10 protein-coding genes are annotated in these 14,934 nt (G+C 71.5%); 7 read left to right on the top strand and 3 right to left on the bottom strand.

The window, feature by feature from the left end:
- The first annotated feature begins 5 nt into the window (after window positions 1-5).
- The 3 genes from nuoL to nuoN are packed head-to-tail and all read left to right on the top strand — an operon-like array spanning window position 6 to window position 5,124.
- A complete protein-coding gene (gene nuoL / locus ABD371_RS29080; RefSeq protein WP_344483337.1) occupies window positions 6-1,901 on the top strand; it encodes an NADH-quinone oxidoreductase subunit L in 1,896 nt (631 codons plus the stop codon).
- 5 nt (window positions 1,902-1,906) lie between these two features.
- Window positions 1,907-3,478 (top strand): NADH-quinone oxidoreductase subunit M, encoded by a 1,572-nt coding sequence (locus ABD371_RS29085; RefSeq protein WP_344483340.1) that lies wholly within the window; start codon window positions 1,907-1,909, stop codon window positions 3,476-3,478.
- The gene (gene nuoN / locus ABD371_RS29090; RefSeq protein ID WP_344483343.1) at window positions 3,475-5,124 is read left to right on the top strand and encodes an NADH-quinone oxidoreductase subunit NuoN; all 1,650 of its coding nucleotides are present in this window, start codon (window positions 3,475-3,477) and stop codon (window positions 5,122-5,124) included. Before ABD371_RS29085 ends, nuoN begins: the two co-directional genes overlap by 4 nt.
- A gap of 77 nt (window positions 5,125-5,201) precedes the next feature.
- On the opposite strand, the gene fahA is transcribed toward nuoN, so the two are convergent.
- Window positions 5,202-6,434 carry a fumarylacetoacetase gene (gene fahA / locus ABD371_RS29095; RefSeq protein ID WP_344483346.1) on the bottom strand — a complete coding sequence of 411 codons (1,233 nt, stop codon included), beginning with the start codon at window positions 6,432-6,434 and terminating at the stop codon, window positions 5,202-5,204.
- Between the two features lie 71 nt (window positions 6,435-6,505).
- Window positions 6,506-8,533, bottom strand: a complete 2,028-nt coding sequence (locus ABD371_RS29100) for a CocE/NonD family hydrolase (protein ID WP_344483349.1) — start codon at window positions 8,531-8,533, stop codon at window positions 6,506-6,508.
- A gap of 242 nt (window positions 8,534-8,775) precedes the next feature.
- Here ABD371_RS29100 and ABD371_RS29105 point away from each other — a divergent pair, with 242 nt between their 5' ends.
- The 4 genes from ABD371_RS29105 (at window position 8,776) to ABD371_RS29120 (ending at window position 13,222) form a co-directional block, all read left to right on the top strand.
- Window positions 8,776-9,786 carry a polyprenyl synthetase family protein gene (locus tag ABD371_RS29105; protein WP_344483352.1) on the top strand — a complete coding sequence of 337 codons (1,011 nt, stop codon included), beginning with the start codon at window positions 8,776-8,778 and terminating at the stop codon, window positions 9,784-9,786.
- A 225-nt stretch (window positions 9,787-10,011) separates the two neighbouring features.
- Window positions 10,012-11,286: a LolA family protein gene (locus ABD371_RS29110; protein ID WP_344483355.1), complete on the top strand. Its 1,275-nt coding sequence runs from the start codon at window positions 10,012-10,014 to the stop codon at window positions 11,284-11,286.
- A 120-nt stretch (window positions 11,287-11,406) separates the two neighbouring features.
- Window positions 11,407-12,348 (top strand): ABC transporter ATP-binding protein, encoded by a 942-nt coding sequence (locus ABD371_RS29115; protein ID WP_344483358.1) that lies wholly within the window; start codon window positions 11,407-11,409, stop codon window positions 12,346-12,348.
- Complete coding sequence (locus ABD371_RS29120; protein WP_344483361.1) at window positions 12,335-13,222, top strand: ABC transporter permease; 888 nt, start codon at window positions 12,335-12,337, stop codon at window positions 13,220-13,222. The genes ABD371_RS29115 and ABD371_RS29120 overlap by 14 nt, the downstream gene beginning before the upstream one ends.
- A 60-nt stretch (window positions 13,223-13,282) precedes the next feature.
- Here the strand turns inward: ABD371_RS29120 and ABD371_RS29125 are convergent, their stop codons facing one another.
- Window positions 13,283-14,893: an IPT/TIG domain-containing protein gene (locus ABD371_RS29125; RefSeq protein ID WP_344483364.1), complete on the bottom strand. Its 1,611-nt coding sequence runs from the start codon at window positions 14,891-14,893 to the stop codon at window positions 13,283-13,285.
- Window positions 14,894-14,934: the final 41 nt, after the last annotated feature.

The raw sequence follows: 14,934 nt of genomic DNA on the forward strand, positions 1-14,934 counted from the left end.
GAATCGTGGAGAACCTGATTGCGCTGCTCATTGCGGCGCCCCTGCTCGGAGCGGTGGTGCTGCTGTGCGGCGGGCGACGGCTCGACCGCACCGGACACTGGCTGGGCACCGTGCTCGCCGGCGCGTCCTTCCTCATCGGCGTGGTGCTCTTCGCCGGGATGCTGGGCGAGAGCGCCGACGAGCGCACCCTGCACCAGAGGCTGTTCAGCTGGATCCCCGTCGAGGGCTTCCAGGCGGACATCGCCTTCCAGCTGGACCAGCTGTCGATGACCTTCGTCCTGCTGATCACCGGTGTGGGCACCCTGATCCACATCTACTCCATCGGGTACATGGAGCACGACGAGCGCCGCCGGCGCTTCTTCGGCTATCTGAACCTGTTCCTCTCGGCGATGCTGCTGCTGGTCCTCGCCGACAACTATCTGCTGCTGTACTTCGGCTGGGAGGGCGTCGGCCTCGCCTCGTACCTCCTCATCGGCTTCTGGCAGCACAAGCCCAGCGCCGCGACGGCGGCGAAGAAGGCCTTCCTGGTCAACCGCGTCGGTGACATCGGGCTCTCGATCGCCATCATGCTGATGTTCACCACCTTCGGGACCTTCGCCTTCGGACCGGTCCTCGGCTCCGTCGGCGAGACCGGCGAGGGCACGCTGACCGCGATCGGCCTGATGCTTCTCCTCGCGGCCTGCGGCAAGTCCGCGCAGGTGCCGCTCCAGTCCTGGCTCGGGGACGCGATGGAGGGCCCGACCCCGGTCTCGGCCCTGATCCACGCGGCCACGATGGTGACCGCCGGCGTCTATCTCATCGTCCGCTCCGGCGCGATCTTCAACGCCGCCCCGGAGGCACAGCTGGTGGTCGTGGTGGTCGGCGCGGTCACCCTCCTCTTCGGTGCCGTCGTCGGTTGCGCGAAGGACGACATCAAGAAGGCGCTGGCCGGCTCGACCATGTCGCAGATCGGCTACATGATCCTGGCGGCCGGGCTCGGCCCCATCGGCTATGTCTTCGCGATCATGCACCTGGTGACGCACGGCTTCTTCAAGGCCGGGCTCTTCCTCGGGGCGGGCTCGGTCATGCACGGCATGAACGACGAGGTCGACATGCGGAAGTACGGCGGTCTGCGCAAGCACATGCCGATCACCTTCGTCACCTTCGGCCTCGGCTATCTCGCCATCATCGGCTTCCCCGGCCTCTCCGGCTTCTTCTCCAAGGACAAGATCATCGAGTCCGCGTTCGCCAAGGGCGGCGCGGAGGGCTGGATCCTCGGCGGGATCACCCTGCTGGGCGCGGCCATCACCGCGTTCTACATGACCCGAGTGATGCTGATGACCTTCTTCGGCGAGAAGCGCTGGCAGCCCGACGCCGAGGGCCGTGAGCCCCATCCGCACGAGTCGCCCAGGTCCATGACGATCCCCATGATCGTGCTGGCCTTCGGCTCGGTCTTCGCGGGCGGCTTCTTCGGCATCGGCGACCGCTTCCTCAACTGGCTGGAGCCCGTCACCGGTTACGACCACGGCCACGCTCCCATCAGCGCGGCCACCGTCACCACGGCCACCGTCGTGGTGCTGCTGATCGGAGTCGGCGTCGCCTGGCTGATGTACGGCAGGCGGCCGGTCCCGGTCCTCGCGCCGCGCGGTTCGCTGCTCACCCGGGCCGCCCGCCGCGATCTCTACCAGGACGACATCAACCATGTGGTCCTGGTCCGCGGCGGCGAGCACCTCACCCGCTCCCTGGTCTATGTCGACCACACCCTGGTCGACGGCGTGGTCAACGGCACGGCCGCCTCGGTCGGCGGGCTCTCGGGCCGGATGCGCAAAATGCAGAACGGCTACGCCCGCTCGTACGCCGTCTCGATGTTCGGAGGTACGGCGGTGCTGATCGCCGCGACCCTGCTGATGAGGGCGGTGTAATCGCGATGTCCTTCCCGCTCCTTACGGCGACGGCGGTGGTCCCGGCGGTCGGCGCGATCGTCGTCGCCGCCGTGCCCGCCGGGCGACGCTCGGCGGCCAAAGTGCTGGCGCTGGCCTTCTCGCTGATCACCCTGGCGCTGGCCGCCGTGGTCTTCTTCCGGTTCGACCCGGGCGGCGACCGCTACCAGCTCACCGAGTCCCACGCCTGGATCGCGGAGTTCGGCGTCCGCTACGAACTGGGCGTGGACGGCATCGGGGTGGCGCTGATCGCGCTGACCGCGCTGCTGATCCCCTTCGTCGTCCTGGCCGGCTGGAACGACGCCGACCCCCAGGAGACCGGCAACAGCAGATGGCGGCCGACGCAGGGCTTCTTCGCCCTGATCCTGATGGTCGAGGCGATGGTGATCCTCTCCTTCGAGGCCACCGACGTCTTCCTCTTCTACATCCTCTTCGAAGCCATGCTGATCCCGATGTACTTCCTCATCGGCGGCTTCGGCGACCGCGCCCACGCGGGCAGCGACCAGAAGGCGGCGGCCCAGCGGTCGTACGCGGCGGTCAAGTTCCTCCTCTACAACCTGGTCGGCGGGCTGGTCATGCTGGCCGCCGTCATCGGGCTCTATGTGGTCGCGGGGAGCTTCTCGCTCACCGAGATCGCCGAGGCGCGGGCGAGCGGTCAGCTGGAGATGGCGACCAACACCGAGCGGCTGCTCTTCCTCGGCTTCTTCTTCGCCTTCGCGATCAAGGCCCCGCTCTGGCCGCTGCACACCTGGCTGCCCAACGCGATGGGGGAGGCCACCACCCCGGTCGCGGTGCTGATCACCGCCGTGGTCGACAAGGTCGGCACCTTCGCGATGCTGCGGTTCTGCCTCCAGCTCTTCCCGGAGGCCTCGAAGTGGGCCACCCCCGTGATCCTGGTCCTGGCGCTGATCAGCATCGTCTACGGGGCGCTGCTCGCGGTCGGCCAGCGCGACATCAAGCGGCTGATCGCCTATGCCTCGATCTCGCACTTCGGTTTCATCGTGCTCGGCATCTTCGCGATGACCTCGCAGGGCCAGTCCGGCGCGACGCTGTACATGGTCAACCACGGGCTCTCGACCGCCGCGCTGATGCTGGTGGCCGGGTTCCTGATCACCCGCCGCGGCTCCCGGCTCATCGCGGACTACGGCGGAGTGCAGAAGGTCGCCCCGGTGCTCGCGGGCACCTTCCTGATCGGCGGTCTGGCCACCCTCTCCCTGCCGGGGCTCGCGCCCTTCGTCAGTGAGTTCCTGGTCCTGGTCGGCACCTTCGCGCGCTATCCGGTCGCGGGGATCATCGCGACCTCGGGCATCGTGCTGGCCGCCCTCTACACCCTCGTCCTCTATCAGCGGACCATGACCGGTCCGGTGAAGGCCGAGGTCAAGACCATGCCCGACCTCAAGCCCCGTGAACTGGCGGTGGTCCTGCCGCTGATCGCGCTCCTGATCTTCCTCGGCGTCTTCCCGAAGCCGCTGACGGAGATCGTCAACCCGGCAGTGGAGCACACGATGTCCGACGTACAGCAGAAGGACCCCCGGCCCGAAGTGGAGGCCGCCAAGTGAGCCCCACCGCTGTCCACAGTCTGTGGACGACCGCCGCCGAGCCCCTGGACAAGATCCAGGCCCCGGACATCGAGTACGGCCAGCTGGCGCCGATCCTGATCGTCGTCGGAGCCGCGATCGTGGGCCTCCTGCTGGAGGCGTTCCTGCCGCGGAAGGCGCGCTACCAGGCCCAGGTCACCCTGACCGTGGTCGCGCTCGCCGCCTCCTTCGCCGCCATCATCGCCCTCGCGCAGGCCGGTTACGGCACCGCGAAGGCCAATGTCGCGGCCATGGGCGCGATCGCGATCGACGGGCCGACGCTCTTCCTCCAGGGCACGATCCTGCTGGCCTCGGTGGTGGCCGTGCTCACCTTCGCCGAGCGCAGGCTCGATCCCGAGACCCATGGGAACCGTATCGACTCCTTCGTCGCCCAGGCCGCCTCCGTGCCCGGCAGCGACAGCGAGAAGGCCGCGGTCAGGGCCGGGTTCACCACCACCGAGGTCTATCCGCTGGCGCTCTTCGCGATCGCCGGCATGCTGGTCTTCCCCGCCGCCAACGATCTGCTGACGCTCTTCGTCGCGCTGGAAGTCTTCTCGCTCCCGCTCTATCTCCTCTGCGCCCTCGCCCGCCGCAAGCGGCTGCTGTCGCAGGAGGCCGCGGTGAAGTACTTCCTGCTGGGCGCGTTCTCCTCGGCGTTCATGCTCTTCGGCATCGCGCTGCTGTACGGATACGCGGGCTCGGTCTCCTACGCCCGGATCGCGGAGGTCGTCGACGGCAGCGTCCGCACCATCGACCCGGCGCTCGCCGACACCATGGGCAATGACGCGCTGCTGCTCATCGGCGGCGCGCTGATCCTGATGGGTCTGCTCTTCAAGGTCGGCGCGGTGCCGTTCCACATGTGGACCCCGGACGTCTATCAGGGCGCGCCGACCCCGGTGACCGGCTTCATGGCGGCGGCGACCAAGGTGGCCGCGTTCGGCGCGCTGCTGCGGCTGCTCTATGTGGTGCTGCCGGGGCTGCGCTGGGACTGGCGGCCGGTGATGTGGGCGATCGCGATCGTCACCATGCTGGCCGGTGCGATCGTGGCCATCACCCAGACGGACATCAAGCGTCTCCTGGCGTACTCGTCCATCGCGCACGCCGGGTTCATCCTCGCGGGTGTCATCGCGTTCACCCCGGACGGCGTCTCGTCGGTCCTCTTCTATCTGGGCGCGTACTCGTTCGTGACCATCGGGGCCTTCGCGGTGGTCACCCTGGTGCGGGACGCGGGCGGCGAGGCGACCCATCTCTCCAAGTGGGCCGGGCTCGGCAGGCGTTCTCCGCTGGTGGCGGCGGTGTTCGCGGTGTTTCTGCTGTCCTTCGCCGGGATTCCGCTGACCTCCGGCTTCTCGGGGAAGTTCGCGGTCTTCAAGGCCGCGGCCGAGGGCGGCGCGGGGGCGCTGGTGGTGGTCGGTGTTCTCTCGTCGGCGATCGCCGCGTTCTTCTACATCCGGGTCATCGTGCTGATGTTCTTCAGCGAGCCCAAGGCCGACGGGCCCACGGTCGCCGTCCCCTCGGCGATGACCAGCACGGCCATCGCGGCCGGTGTGCTGGTGACCCTGGTGCTGGGGCTCGCCCCGCAGTACTTCCTGGATCTGGCGGGCCAGGCCTCGGTCTTCGCCCGTTAGCTCCTCGGGGCAGCGGCGTGGGGAAGGACCCGGGGGGCCGGGTCCTTCCCCACGCTCCGTGGCTCAGTGCTTCGTGCTCAGCCGGCGGGGGCGGCCGTGATCCTGCCGCTGACCTCGCCCAGACCGACCCGGACGCCGTCCGGGCCCGGGGCCCACGCGGTCATCGTCACCTCGTCGCCGTCGGCGAGGAAGGTCCGGCCGCCGTCGGGGAGATCGATCCGGTCGCGGCCGTTCCAGGTCAGTTCGAGCAGGGAGCCGCGCTGATGGACCTCGGGGCCGCTGACCGTGCCGGAGCCGTACAGATCGCCGGTGCGCAGGGACGCGCCGTTCACCGTCATATGGGCCAGCTGCTGGGCCGCCGTCCAGTACATCGTGGCGAACGGGGGCTCGGCGATCACGTGCCCGTTGACCGTCACCGTGATCCGGATGTCGAGGCCGCCCGGCTCCTCCTCGGCGGAGTCGTCGAGATACGGCAGCAGCGGGACGTCCCGCGCGGGCGGGGCGGTCCTGGCGGCCTCCAGCGCCTCCAGCGGGGTCACCCAGGCGGAGACGGAGGTGGCGAAGGACTTGCCGAGGAACGGCCCGAGCGGCACGTACTCCCAGGCCTGGAGGTCCCGCGCCGACCAGTCGTTGAGGAGCGAGAGCCCGAAGACATGGTCCCGGAAGTCGCCGAGGGCGACCGGGCGGCCCTGCGGGGAGGGGACGCCGACGAGGAAGCCGACCTCCGCCTCGATGTCGAGCTTCACCGAGGGGCCGAAGACGGGGGCCGTGTCGGCGGGCGTCTTCCGCTGTCCGCTCGGCCGTACGACCTCGGTGCCGGAGACGACGACCGTGCCGGAGCGCCCGTGGTAACCGATCGGGAGATGCTTCCAGTTGGGGGTCAGCGCCTCGCCGTCCGGGCGGAAGATCCGGCCCACATTGGTGGCGTGGTGCTCGCTCGCGTAGAAGTCGACGTAGTCGGCGACCTGGTACGGCAGCAGCATGGTGACCGCGTCGAGCGGGTGCAGCAGCGGCTCGATCGTCTCCCGGTGGGCGGGGACCGTCACCCAGGCGGTCAGGGCCCGCCGTACATCGCGCCAGGCGGTCCGCCCGGCGGCCAGCAGCGCGTCGAGGCCCGGCCGGTCCAACAGGGCGGCGTACGGGGAGCCGAGGGCGCGGGCCGCCGCTCCGGCGTCGAGCACATGATTCCCGAGGCGGACGCCGACTCGGGGGCGCCCGGGTTCACCGGCCGTGGTGAAGACGCCGTACGGGAGGTTGTGCGGGCCGAAGGGATCACCCTCGGCCGGATCGAGCGGGCTCTGCTCGGACATCGGTGCCTGCCTCGCTTTCCACGTTGTGGGGACACGTTACGTGGACGAGGCACCCGTCCGGCAGAGCACGATCATCCGGCCAGCCTCGGGATCCGCCGCTCCCAGGTCCGATGGAAGACGATCTCCCGCCCGTCCCGGCAGACCGCCTCGTCCCGGAGGAGGAAGTCGGCCGCGTCGCAGGCGGTCTCGGAGCGGGTCTCGACGGTCACGTCCCAGGACAGTTCGGGCCGGTGCAGCCGGACGGTCCGCGCCGTCCGCGCGCGGGCCGAGTGCGGGTCGCGCTCCCGGATCGTTCGGATCTCCTCGGTCTCCCCGGTCAGTTCGAGGCCGTCCGGATACCGTCGCACGCCGGTGGGGCCGGGGCGCGTCTCCAGCCGCCACTCGCCCGCCGCGAGGTCCCGGACCAGCAGCCGGGCGGGCGGCGGCGGGTCCAGGGTCGCGGGCGAGCTGACCCCGAGCGGCTCCGAGTGCTCCGGCTCCGCGAAGCGGACCTCCTCGCCCGGTCCCTCGGCGGCCGGGAGTTCGAGCAGCGAGCCCTCGGGTTCCAGGACGAAGCCGGCCTGGCTTGCCGGGTCCGCCGGGTCCGCCGTGCCCGACTGCGGCCAGACCCGGGGCCAGTACGCGGAGGAGACGGCGAGCCGGATCCGGTGTCCGGGCGCGAAGGTGTGCGCGACGGGGCTCAGCGCGAGGGTCACCTCCTCCGCCGTCCCGGCCGGCCAGGCGTGGGCGCGCTCGGTGCCGTGCCGGGCGGCGAGGTTGAGCACACCGAGGGCGATCCGTACGGACGAGCCGTCGGGCGCGACGTCGCAGAGCCGGGCGACGGCCTGCCCGTGCGGGACGTCCATCCGCAGCCGCAGCGTGACCCGGGGCCGGCCCAGGACCGTGACCGGCTCCCCGGTCACCGGGAAGTCGAAGCACGCCGAGTACGCGTCGTCGGCCCGCTGGTCCCCCGGGATCCCCTCCCCGCCGTCGGCCGGGTCGCCCGCCTCCGCCCCGGTGCACTGGGGCGAGTCGACGGGCCGGGGCGCGCCCCGGAGCGCGTACGGCAAGGGGGTGCCGTCCCAGCCGTCTCTGCCGTCCCAGCGGTCGCCCGCCCCGGCGTCCAGGACGCGCAGCGCGGGCCCGGCCGCCGCCCCGCTGTCGACGCCCTTGAGGTGCTCGTCCCACCAGCGCAGCGTCTCGTGGAGGAAGCCGACGGCGGGCCCCGGCCGCCCGTGGTCCGGGTACCGGCCGGCCGCCCAGGGGCCGAGCACCCCGCGCACCCGGTCCGGCGGCAGGGTTTCGAGAAGCCGCAGCACCGTCTCGCGGTGCGGGCCGTGCGCCCCGGCGACGGCCAGCACCGCCGCCCGTACGGCGGTGAGGGGGACCGCCCGCCGGTCCCAGAAGTCGTCGCGGATCTGATGGGCGAGCCAGGTGTGCGCGGCGGGTTCGACGGCCGCGAGCCGCGCGAGCCACAGCTCGCGCCAGCCGGGCCCGGCGAAGGCGGGGTCCGGCGGGAGGCAGTCGGCGCTGAGCAGCGCGGCCGAGCGGGCGTGCAGGCCCTCCGCCGACGGCGAGCCGCCGGGGTACCGGCCGCCGTCGCGGTACGGGTCGGCCTCGGCTCCCACGAGTACCACCGCCGCCAGTGGCTCGGGGGCGAGCGCCGCCGTCCGCAGGGCGTGGTCCGCGCCCGCGCCGATGCCGAACATCCCGGTCCGGCCGGTGCACCAGGGCCGGGTGGCCAGCCAGTCGATCACCTCGGCGGCGTCGGCGGCGTCCGGGTCCGGTTCCGCGTCCGGGTCACGCGGGTCGCCCCGGCCGCCCGGGTCCGTGGCCCTCCGGGGGCCGCCGCCGCTGTTGCCGTGGTCGCGCGCGTCCACTCGTACGGAGGCGTAACCGTGGCCCGCGTACCAGGGGTGGCGCTGTTCGTCGCGTGGGGCGGTTGAGTCCGTCAGCCTTTCCGGCGAATACTCCAGCAGCGCGGGGACGGGATCGGGGGCGACCGGCCGCCAGACGCGTGCGTACAGGAGGGTCCCGTGACGCACGGGAATGCGGATGTCGTCCCGTCGGATGTCGGGGGATTCATATGCTTCTGTGCGGTTCTGCGGGCTGTGGCGCATGGCTGAGCCTCGATGCAGGGGGTGCGCCCCCGTCGCCGGAGCGGTCGTCCGGGCGGTTTTCCCGACTGGACACTGATCGCGGTGAAAAGGGCTACTTCGGGTCGTATGTGCTGATCACGAACATACCGGCGGTGGCGGGAAGGCGCTCATGGTGATCGAAACGCGACCGGATACGCTGACTTGAGTGAATCCACCGACACATCGACAATCCGTGTGATTATCAGCAGACAGGAGACCACCTCGTGACCGTCGTCGGGCCGTTCGGGCTGAGCGTGCGGGACCAGGCTCTTGAGGCCGATGTCCAGAACGGACTGTCCGCCGTGGAGGCGGGCCTGCTCGATGCCACCAAGAGCGAGGTGCCCTTCATCACGGAGGCCGCACAGCACCTCGTACGGGCCGGGGGCAAGCGGTTCCGGCCCCTGCTGGTGATGCTGGCGGCCCAGTTCGGCGACCCGCACGCACCCGGAGTGGTGCCGTCGGCCGTCGTGGTGGAGCTGACCCACCTCGCGACCCTCTACCACGACGATGTGATGGACGAGGCCGAGGTGCGGCGCGGTGTGGACAGCGCCAACACCCGCTGGGGCAACTCGGTGGCCGTGCTGACCGGCGACTTCCTCTTCGCCCGGGCCTCCCACATACTGGCCGACCTCGGACCCGAGGCCGTGCGCATCCAGGCCGAGGCGTTCGAGCGGCTGGTCACCGGCCAGATCCTGGAGACCGCCGGGCCGCGCGACGGACGCGAGCCGGTGGAGCACTACCTCGATGTCATCGGCGGCAAGACGGGCTCCCTGATCGCCGTCTCGGGCCGCTTCGGGGCGATGATGTCCGGCGCGGACGAGCGCGTCGTGGACATCCTGACCCAGTACGGGGAGCGGCTCGGCGTCGCCTTCCAGCTCGCCGACGACGTACTCGACATCGCCAGCGACTCGCACGAGTCCGGCAAGACCCCCGGCACCGACCTGCGGGAGGGCATTCCGACCCTGCCGGTCCTCCTGCTGCGGGCGCGCGCCGAGGCACTCGGCCTGCCGGAGGACCTGGAGCTGGTCGCCCTGCTCGACGGGGACCTCTCGGACGACGCCCGGCTCGCGGAGGTGCTGCGCCGGCTGCGCGAGCACCCCTCGCTGGAGCAGGCCCGGCGGGACACCGTGCGGTACGCCCAGGAGGCGCGGGCGGCGCTCACCCCGCTCCCCGACTGCTACGCGAAGTCGGCTCTGGAGGAGCTGTGCGACGCGGTGGTGCACCGCGCGGGCTGATCCCCGACCGCCTGGCCCCGGTATCCGATTCCCGGTCCGTGCGACCAACCGCTCCGTTTCGGCGTCTCCCCTACGGGAAGGGGGAGGCGCCGCGGTGGTTCCCTCATCCCATAGCAGTAGGGCAAGTTGCTCCCGGGGGGTGACGCCCCCGCTCGGCCGATTTGGTCAGATGGAGAGCACCAGAACCGAGGAAACGGTTTCGGACCCACGGAGGTAGGCCACACCATGGCACCGAACGACAGCGCTCAGAACATCGATCAGGACCAGGACACCGTGCCGGTCCGACGCAGAGCGACGCGCTACTTCGTCCCGGTCGCCGTGGCCGGCGTGGCGGCGGCGACCATCGGGCTCGTCCCGGCGCTGGCCGCGTCGGGGGACCCCGACCTGCCGAGGATCAGCGCCCAGGAGCTGATCGAGAAGATCGCGGCCTCGGACACCGAGCGGCTCTCCGGCATGGTCAAGATCAGTACGGATCTCGGTCTGCCGTCGATAGCCGGGCTCGCCGAGGACTTCCTGCCCGAGGGCGCGGGCTCTGGCTCTGGCTCCGGCGCGGCCCCCGAGGAGAGGCTGGCGCAGCTGGCCACCGGCTCGCACACGCTGCGCGTCGCGGTCGACGGCCCCGACCGGCAGAAGGTCTCGATCCTGGAGGACAGCTCCGAGTACAGCCTGATCCACAACGCGGGCGAGGTCTGGGCGTACGACAGCGCCTCCAACGAGGTCTACCACGCGAAGGACGGCGGGACCCCGGGCGCGCGCGGCGGGGCCTCCGGCGAGAAGGCCGCCGAGGAGCTGCCCGGCACGCCCAAGGACTTCGCCGACCAGGTCCTGAAGGCGGTCGGCCCCTCCACCTCGGTGACCGTCGACGGCACCGCGCAGATCGCCGGGCGGGACGCCTATCAGCTGGCGGTCAAGCCCCGGCAGAGCGGTTCGACGATCTCCTCGATCAAGATCGCGGTGGACGCGAAGACGGGTACGCCGCTGAAGTTCTCGATCAATTCGAGCGCGGGCGGCAAGGCCGTGGTCGACATCGGCTTCACCAAGGTCGACTTCTCCCGGCCCGCCGCCTCCACCTTCGACTTCACCCCGCCGAAGGGCGCGAAGGTCACCGAGGCCGACGAGCCGCGGGAGGCCGAGGGCAAGTCCGGAAAGGGCGGCTCCGCCCACCAGGAGGAGCTGGACAAGGCCCTCGAAGGGCTCGGCGGCGGTCTGCCCGGCGGCCTCCCGAGCGGCGGCATGGACGTCATCGGCAAGGACTGGACCTCCATCGCCAAGTTCGGCGGCACGGGCGGCGACAAGGCGGAGCAGCCCGCCGACGGCGAGGTGCCGGCCGAGGCCCAGAACTTCCTGGACTCGCTCGGCGACCAGGTCAGCGGGGACTTCGGCAAGGGCACGGTCTTCAAGACCCGCCTGATCAACGCCCTGATGACGGACGACGGCACGGTCTACGTCGGCGCGGTCACCCCCGACGCGCTGGTGAAGGCCGCCAACGCGGACAGCTGAGCCACGAAACGCCACGACGCCACGAGGCCGGTCTCTTCCGGTCTCGTGGCGTCGCTGTGTACGCGGAGTGCGCGGAGTACGCGGATGGCCGGGCCGGGAGAGAGGGAGAGTGGAGCGGACATGACAGCGGTGATCGAGACCCACGGTCTCACCAAGCGCTACCGAGGCGGCCGGCTCGCCGTCGACCGGCTCGATCTCACCGTGCCGGAGGGCTCGGTCTTCGGCTTCCTCGGCCCCAACGGCTCCGGGAAGACCACCACCATCCGCATGCTCATGGGCCTCATCGAGCCCACCGCCGGGACCGCCCGGGTTCTCGGCGGCACGATCCCGGGCTCCGAGCGCTCGGTCCTGCCCCGGGTCGGGGCGCTGATCGAGGGGCCCGCGCTGTACGGGTATCTCAGCGGCCGGGACAACCTCACCCGGTACGACCGGGCCGACCCGACCGCCGACCCCCGCACCCGCCGGGCCAGGGTCGCCGCCGCCCTCGACCGGGTGGGGCTGACCCCGGCGGCGGACCGGGGGGCCAAGACGTACTCCCTGGGGATGAAGCAGCGCCTCGGGCTCGCCGCCGCGCTGCTCCAGCCGCGCGGACTCCTCGTACTGGACGAGCCCACCAACGGCCTCGACCCCCAGGGCATGCGGGAGATCCGCGCCCTGGTGCGCGAGCTGGCGGCGGACGGCACCACCGTCTTCCTCTCCTCCCACCTCCTCGACGAGATCGAGCAGGTCTGCACCCACACGGCGGTGATGGCGCGGGGCCGGCTGCTCGTCCAGGGCCCGGTGGCCGAGCTGGCCGCCGGGACCCGGGGCCGGCTGACCGTCGTCACCCCCGACCCCGGGGACGCGGCCCGGATCCTCACCGAGCTGGGCGTGGCCGGGGTGAGCGTCGGGGACGACGGCCGGGTGACCGCCGAGCCGCCGGGGGCGGACACCGAGCCGGCCGATCTCAACGCGGCCCTGGTGCGGGGCGGCGTACGGGTGAGGGGATTCGGCGTCGAGAAGGCGTCGCTGGAGGACGCGTTCGTCGCGCTGACGGGGGAGGGCTTCGATGTCGCGGGCTGAGTCGGTGAAGTCGGTGAAGTCGGTGGAACCGGGGATCCGGCCGGTGTGGTCCCTCGGGCTGCTCCGCTCCGAGCTGGGCGTCACCCTGCGCAGGCGGCGGACGCTCGCCCTGCTGGCGGTGCTGGCCGCCGTACCCGTGCTGATCGGCGCGGCCGTGCGGATCGAGACCGGCGACGGTGGAACGGTCGGATCCGGCGGCGGTGGGCCCGCCTTCATCGCCCAGATCACCAACAATGGGCTCTTCCTGGTCTTCGCCTCCCTCGCGGTGACCCTGCCCGTCTTCCTCCCCATGACGGTCGGAGTCGTCGCGGGCGACGCGATCGCGGGCGAGGCGGGCGCCGGCACCCTGCGCTATCTGCTGGTCGCCCCGGCCGGCCGCACCCGGCTGCTGCTCGTCAAGTACGCCACCGTCCTCGTCTTCTGTCTGATCGCCACCCTGGTGGTGGCCCTCTCCGCCCTCGCCGTCGGGGCGGTGCTCTTCCCGCTCGGCGAGGTCACCACCATCTCCGGCACCACCATCTCCTTCGGGTCGGGGGTGCTGCGCGCCGCGCTCGTCGCCGTGGTCGTGGCGGCCTCCCTCGCGGGGCTCGCGGCGCTCGGCCTGTTCGTCTCCACGCTCACCGACAGCGGTGTCACCGCCATGGCGACCACGGTCGGACTCCTGATCACGGTGCAGATCCTGGGGTCGGTGCCCCAGCTGGACGCGATCCACCCCTATCTCTTCCCGCGCTACTGGATGTCCTTCTCCGATTTGCTGCGAGAGCCGTTCCACTGGGAGGAGATCCACCGGAACCTCGGACTCCAGGCGGTGTACGCAGGGGTGTTCGGGGCAGCGGCCTGGGCGCGGTTCACGACGAAGGACATCACCGCGTGAGCGGGGCCCTGCGGCCGGCCGACCGGTGTTTCCGGCCGGCCGGCCGCAGGGCGCGGTGGCTCAGGGGCAGGTGGTCAGGATGACGGAGACGACGGTGCAGGTGACCGACGCGCTGTCGTTGGCCGGGTTCGGGTCGGCCGGGGCGGACGCGGTCCGGTTTCCGGTGACCGTGACCTTGCCGAGCGAGAGCAGATGGAGCGGGACGCGGAACTTCTTGTCCACGGCCGTGCCGTTGGCGATCGCCCCGTAGACGCAGGTGACGGTGGAGGACGAGACGGTGCAGCCGGGGGAGAGGTTCGTCGCGGTCGCACCGGGCGGCAGGGACGCGGTGACGGTGGCCGAGTCGACCGCGTCGGGTCCGGTGTCGCGGGCGGTGAGCGTGTAGCTGAGATAGGGCACCAGGATGCCCAGGTGGGGCTGTGCGGAGAGGTCGACGTCGATGTCGGCGGTCGGGGCGATGTAGGTGAACTCACCGGCCGGTGTGATGGAGCTGGTGCCGCCGGGGGTGGTGACCCGGACATCGACCGTGCCCGCCGCGTGCGCGGGCGCGGTGGCGGTGCAGGAGGTGGCCGAGCAGGTCACACCGGTGGCGGGGGTCCCGCCGAAGGTGATGGCGGTCGCGCCGTTCAGATCCGTTCCGGTGATGGTCACGGGGGTTCCGCCGGCGGTGGTCCCGCTGGTCGGGGAGAGGCCGGTGATCTCGGGCGCGGGAATCGTGTGGAGGGCTACTTCCCTGGGGCTGCTCAGCCCGCTCGCCACGGTGGTGACGGTGTTGGTGGCGGTGTCGATGGCGTAGAGGTACCCGGGGACGTTGGAGGTCCCGCTGACCGGGTCGGGGACGTAGACGGTGGTTCCGGCGGAGTTGACCTCGACGTCCTGAGGGATGCTGAAGCCGCCGACGGTCGTGGTGAGGGTGTCGGTGGCGGTGTCGACGACATGGACGCCGCTGCTGAGGGGGCTGCCGCCGTAGACGGTGCTGCCGTCGGGGGTGATGTCCACGCTGGTGGTGTTGACGGCGGTGGAGATGGTCGCGGTGACGGTGTTGGTGGCGGTGTTGACCTTGGTGATGCCCGCGCCGGCGGTGGCGACGTAGACGGCGGTGCCCGCCGGGTTGACGACGGAGCCGAAGGCGGCGGCAGACATGGGGATGCTCGTGGTCACCGCCGCGGTCGCGGTGTCGATGACGACCAGCCGGTTCGGCCCGGTGGCAGCGACATAAGCGGTGGTCCCGGCCGGGTTGAGAGTGATGCCCTGGAGGCTGCCCGTGACGGGGATGGTCGCGGTGAGGGTGTTGGTGGCGGTGTCGATGACCTCCACGGTGTGCGCGGTGGTGTCGGCGACGTACAGGGCGGTGCCCGCGGGGTTCAGGGTGAGTGCCGTGGGGATGCCCGCGAGCGGGACGGTGGCGGTGACGGTGTTGGTGGCGGTGTCGACGACCGCGACGGTGTTGGCGAGCGCGGTCGCGGCGTACACGGTGGTACCCGCGGTGTTGATCGCCACGTCCTGGGCGAAGCCGCCGACCGGGACCGAGGCGGTCACGGCTCCGGTGGCGGTGTCGATCACAGAGACGGCCTTGCCGTTGAAATCGCTGACATAGGCGGTGGTGCGGCCGGGCTGCACCGCCTGTGCGGACGGTCCGGTCAGAGCGACCAGGCCCGTCGCGGCGAGCATGACCGCGGCACCTGCCGAGATCCGGCGACGCCACCGGGTGT

Source organism: Streptomyces amakusaensis, assembly GCF_039532665.1.
Taxonomy (GTDB): domain Bacteria; phylum Actinomycetota; class Actinomycetes; order Streptomycetales; family Streptomycetaceae; genus Streptomyces; species Streptomyces amakusaensis.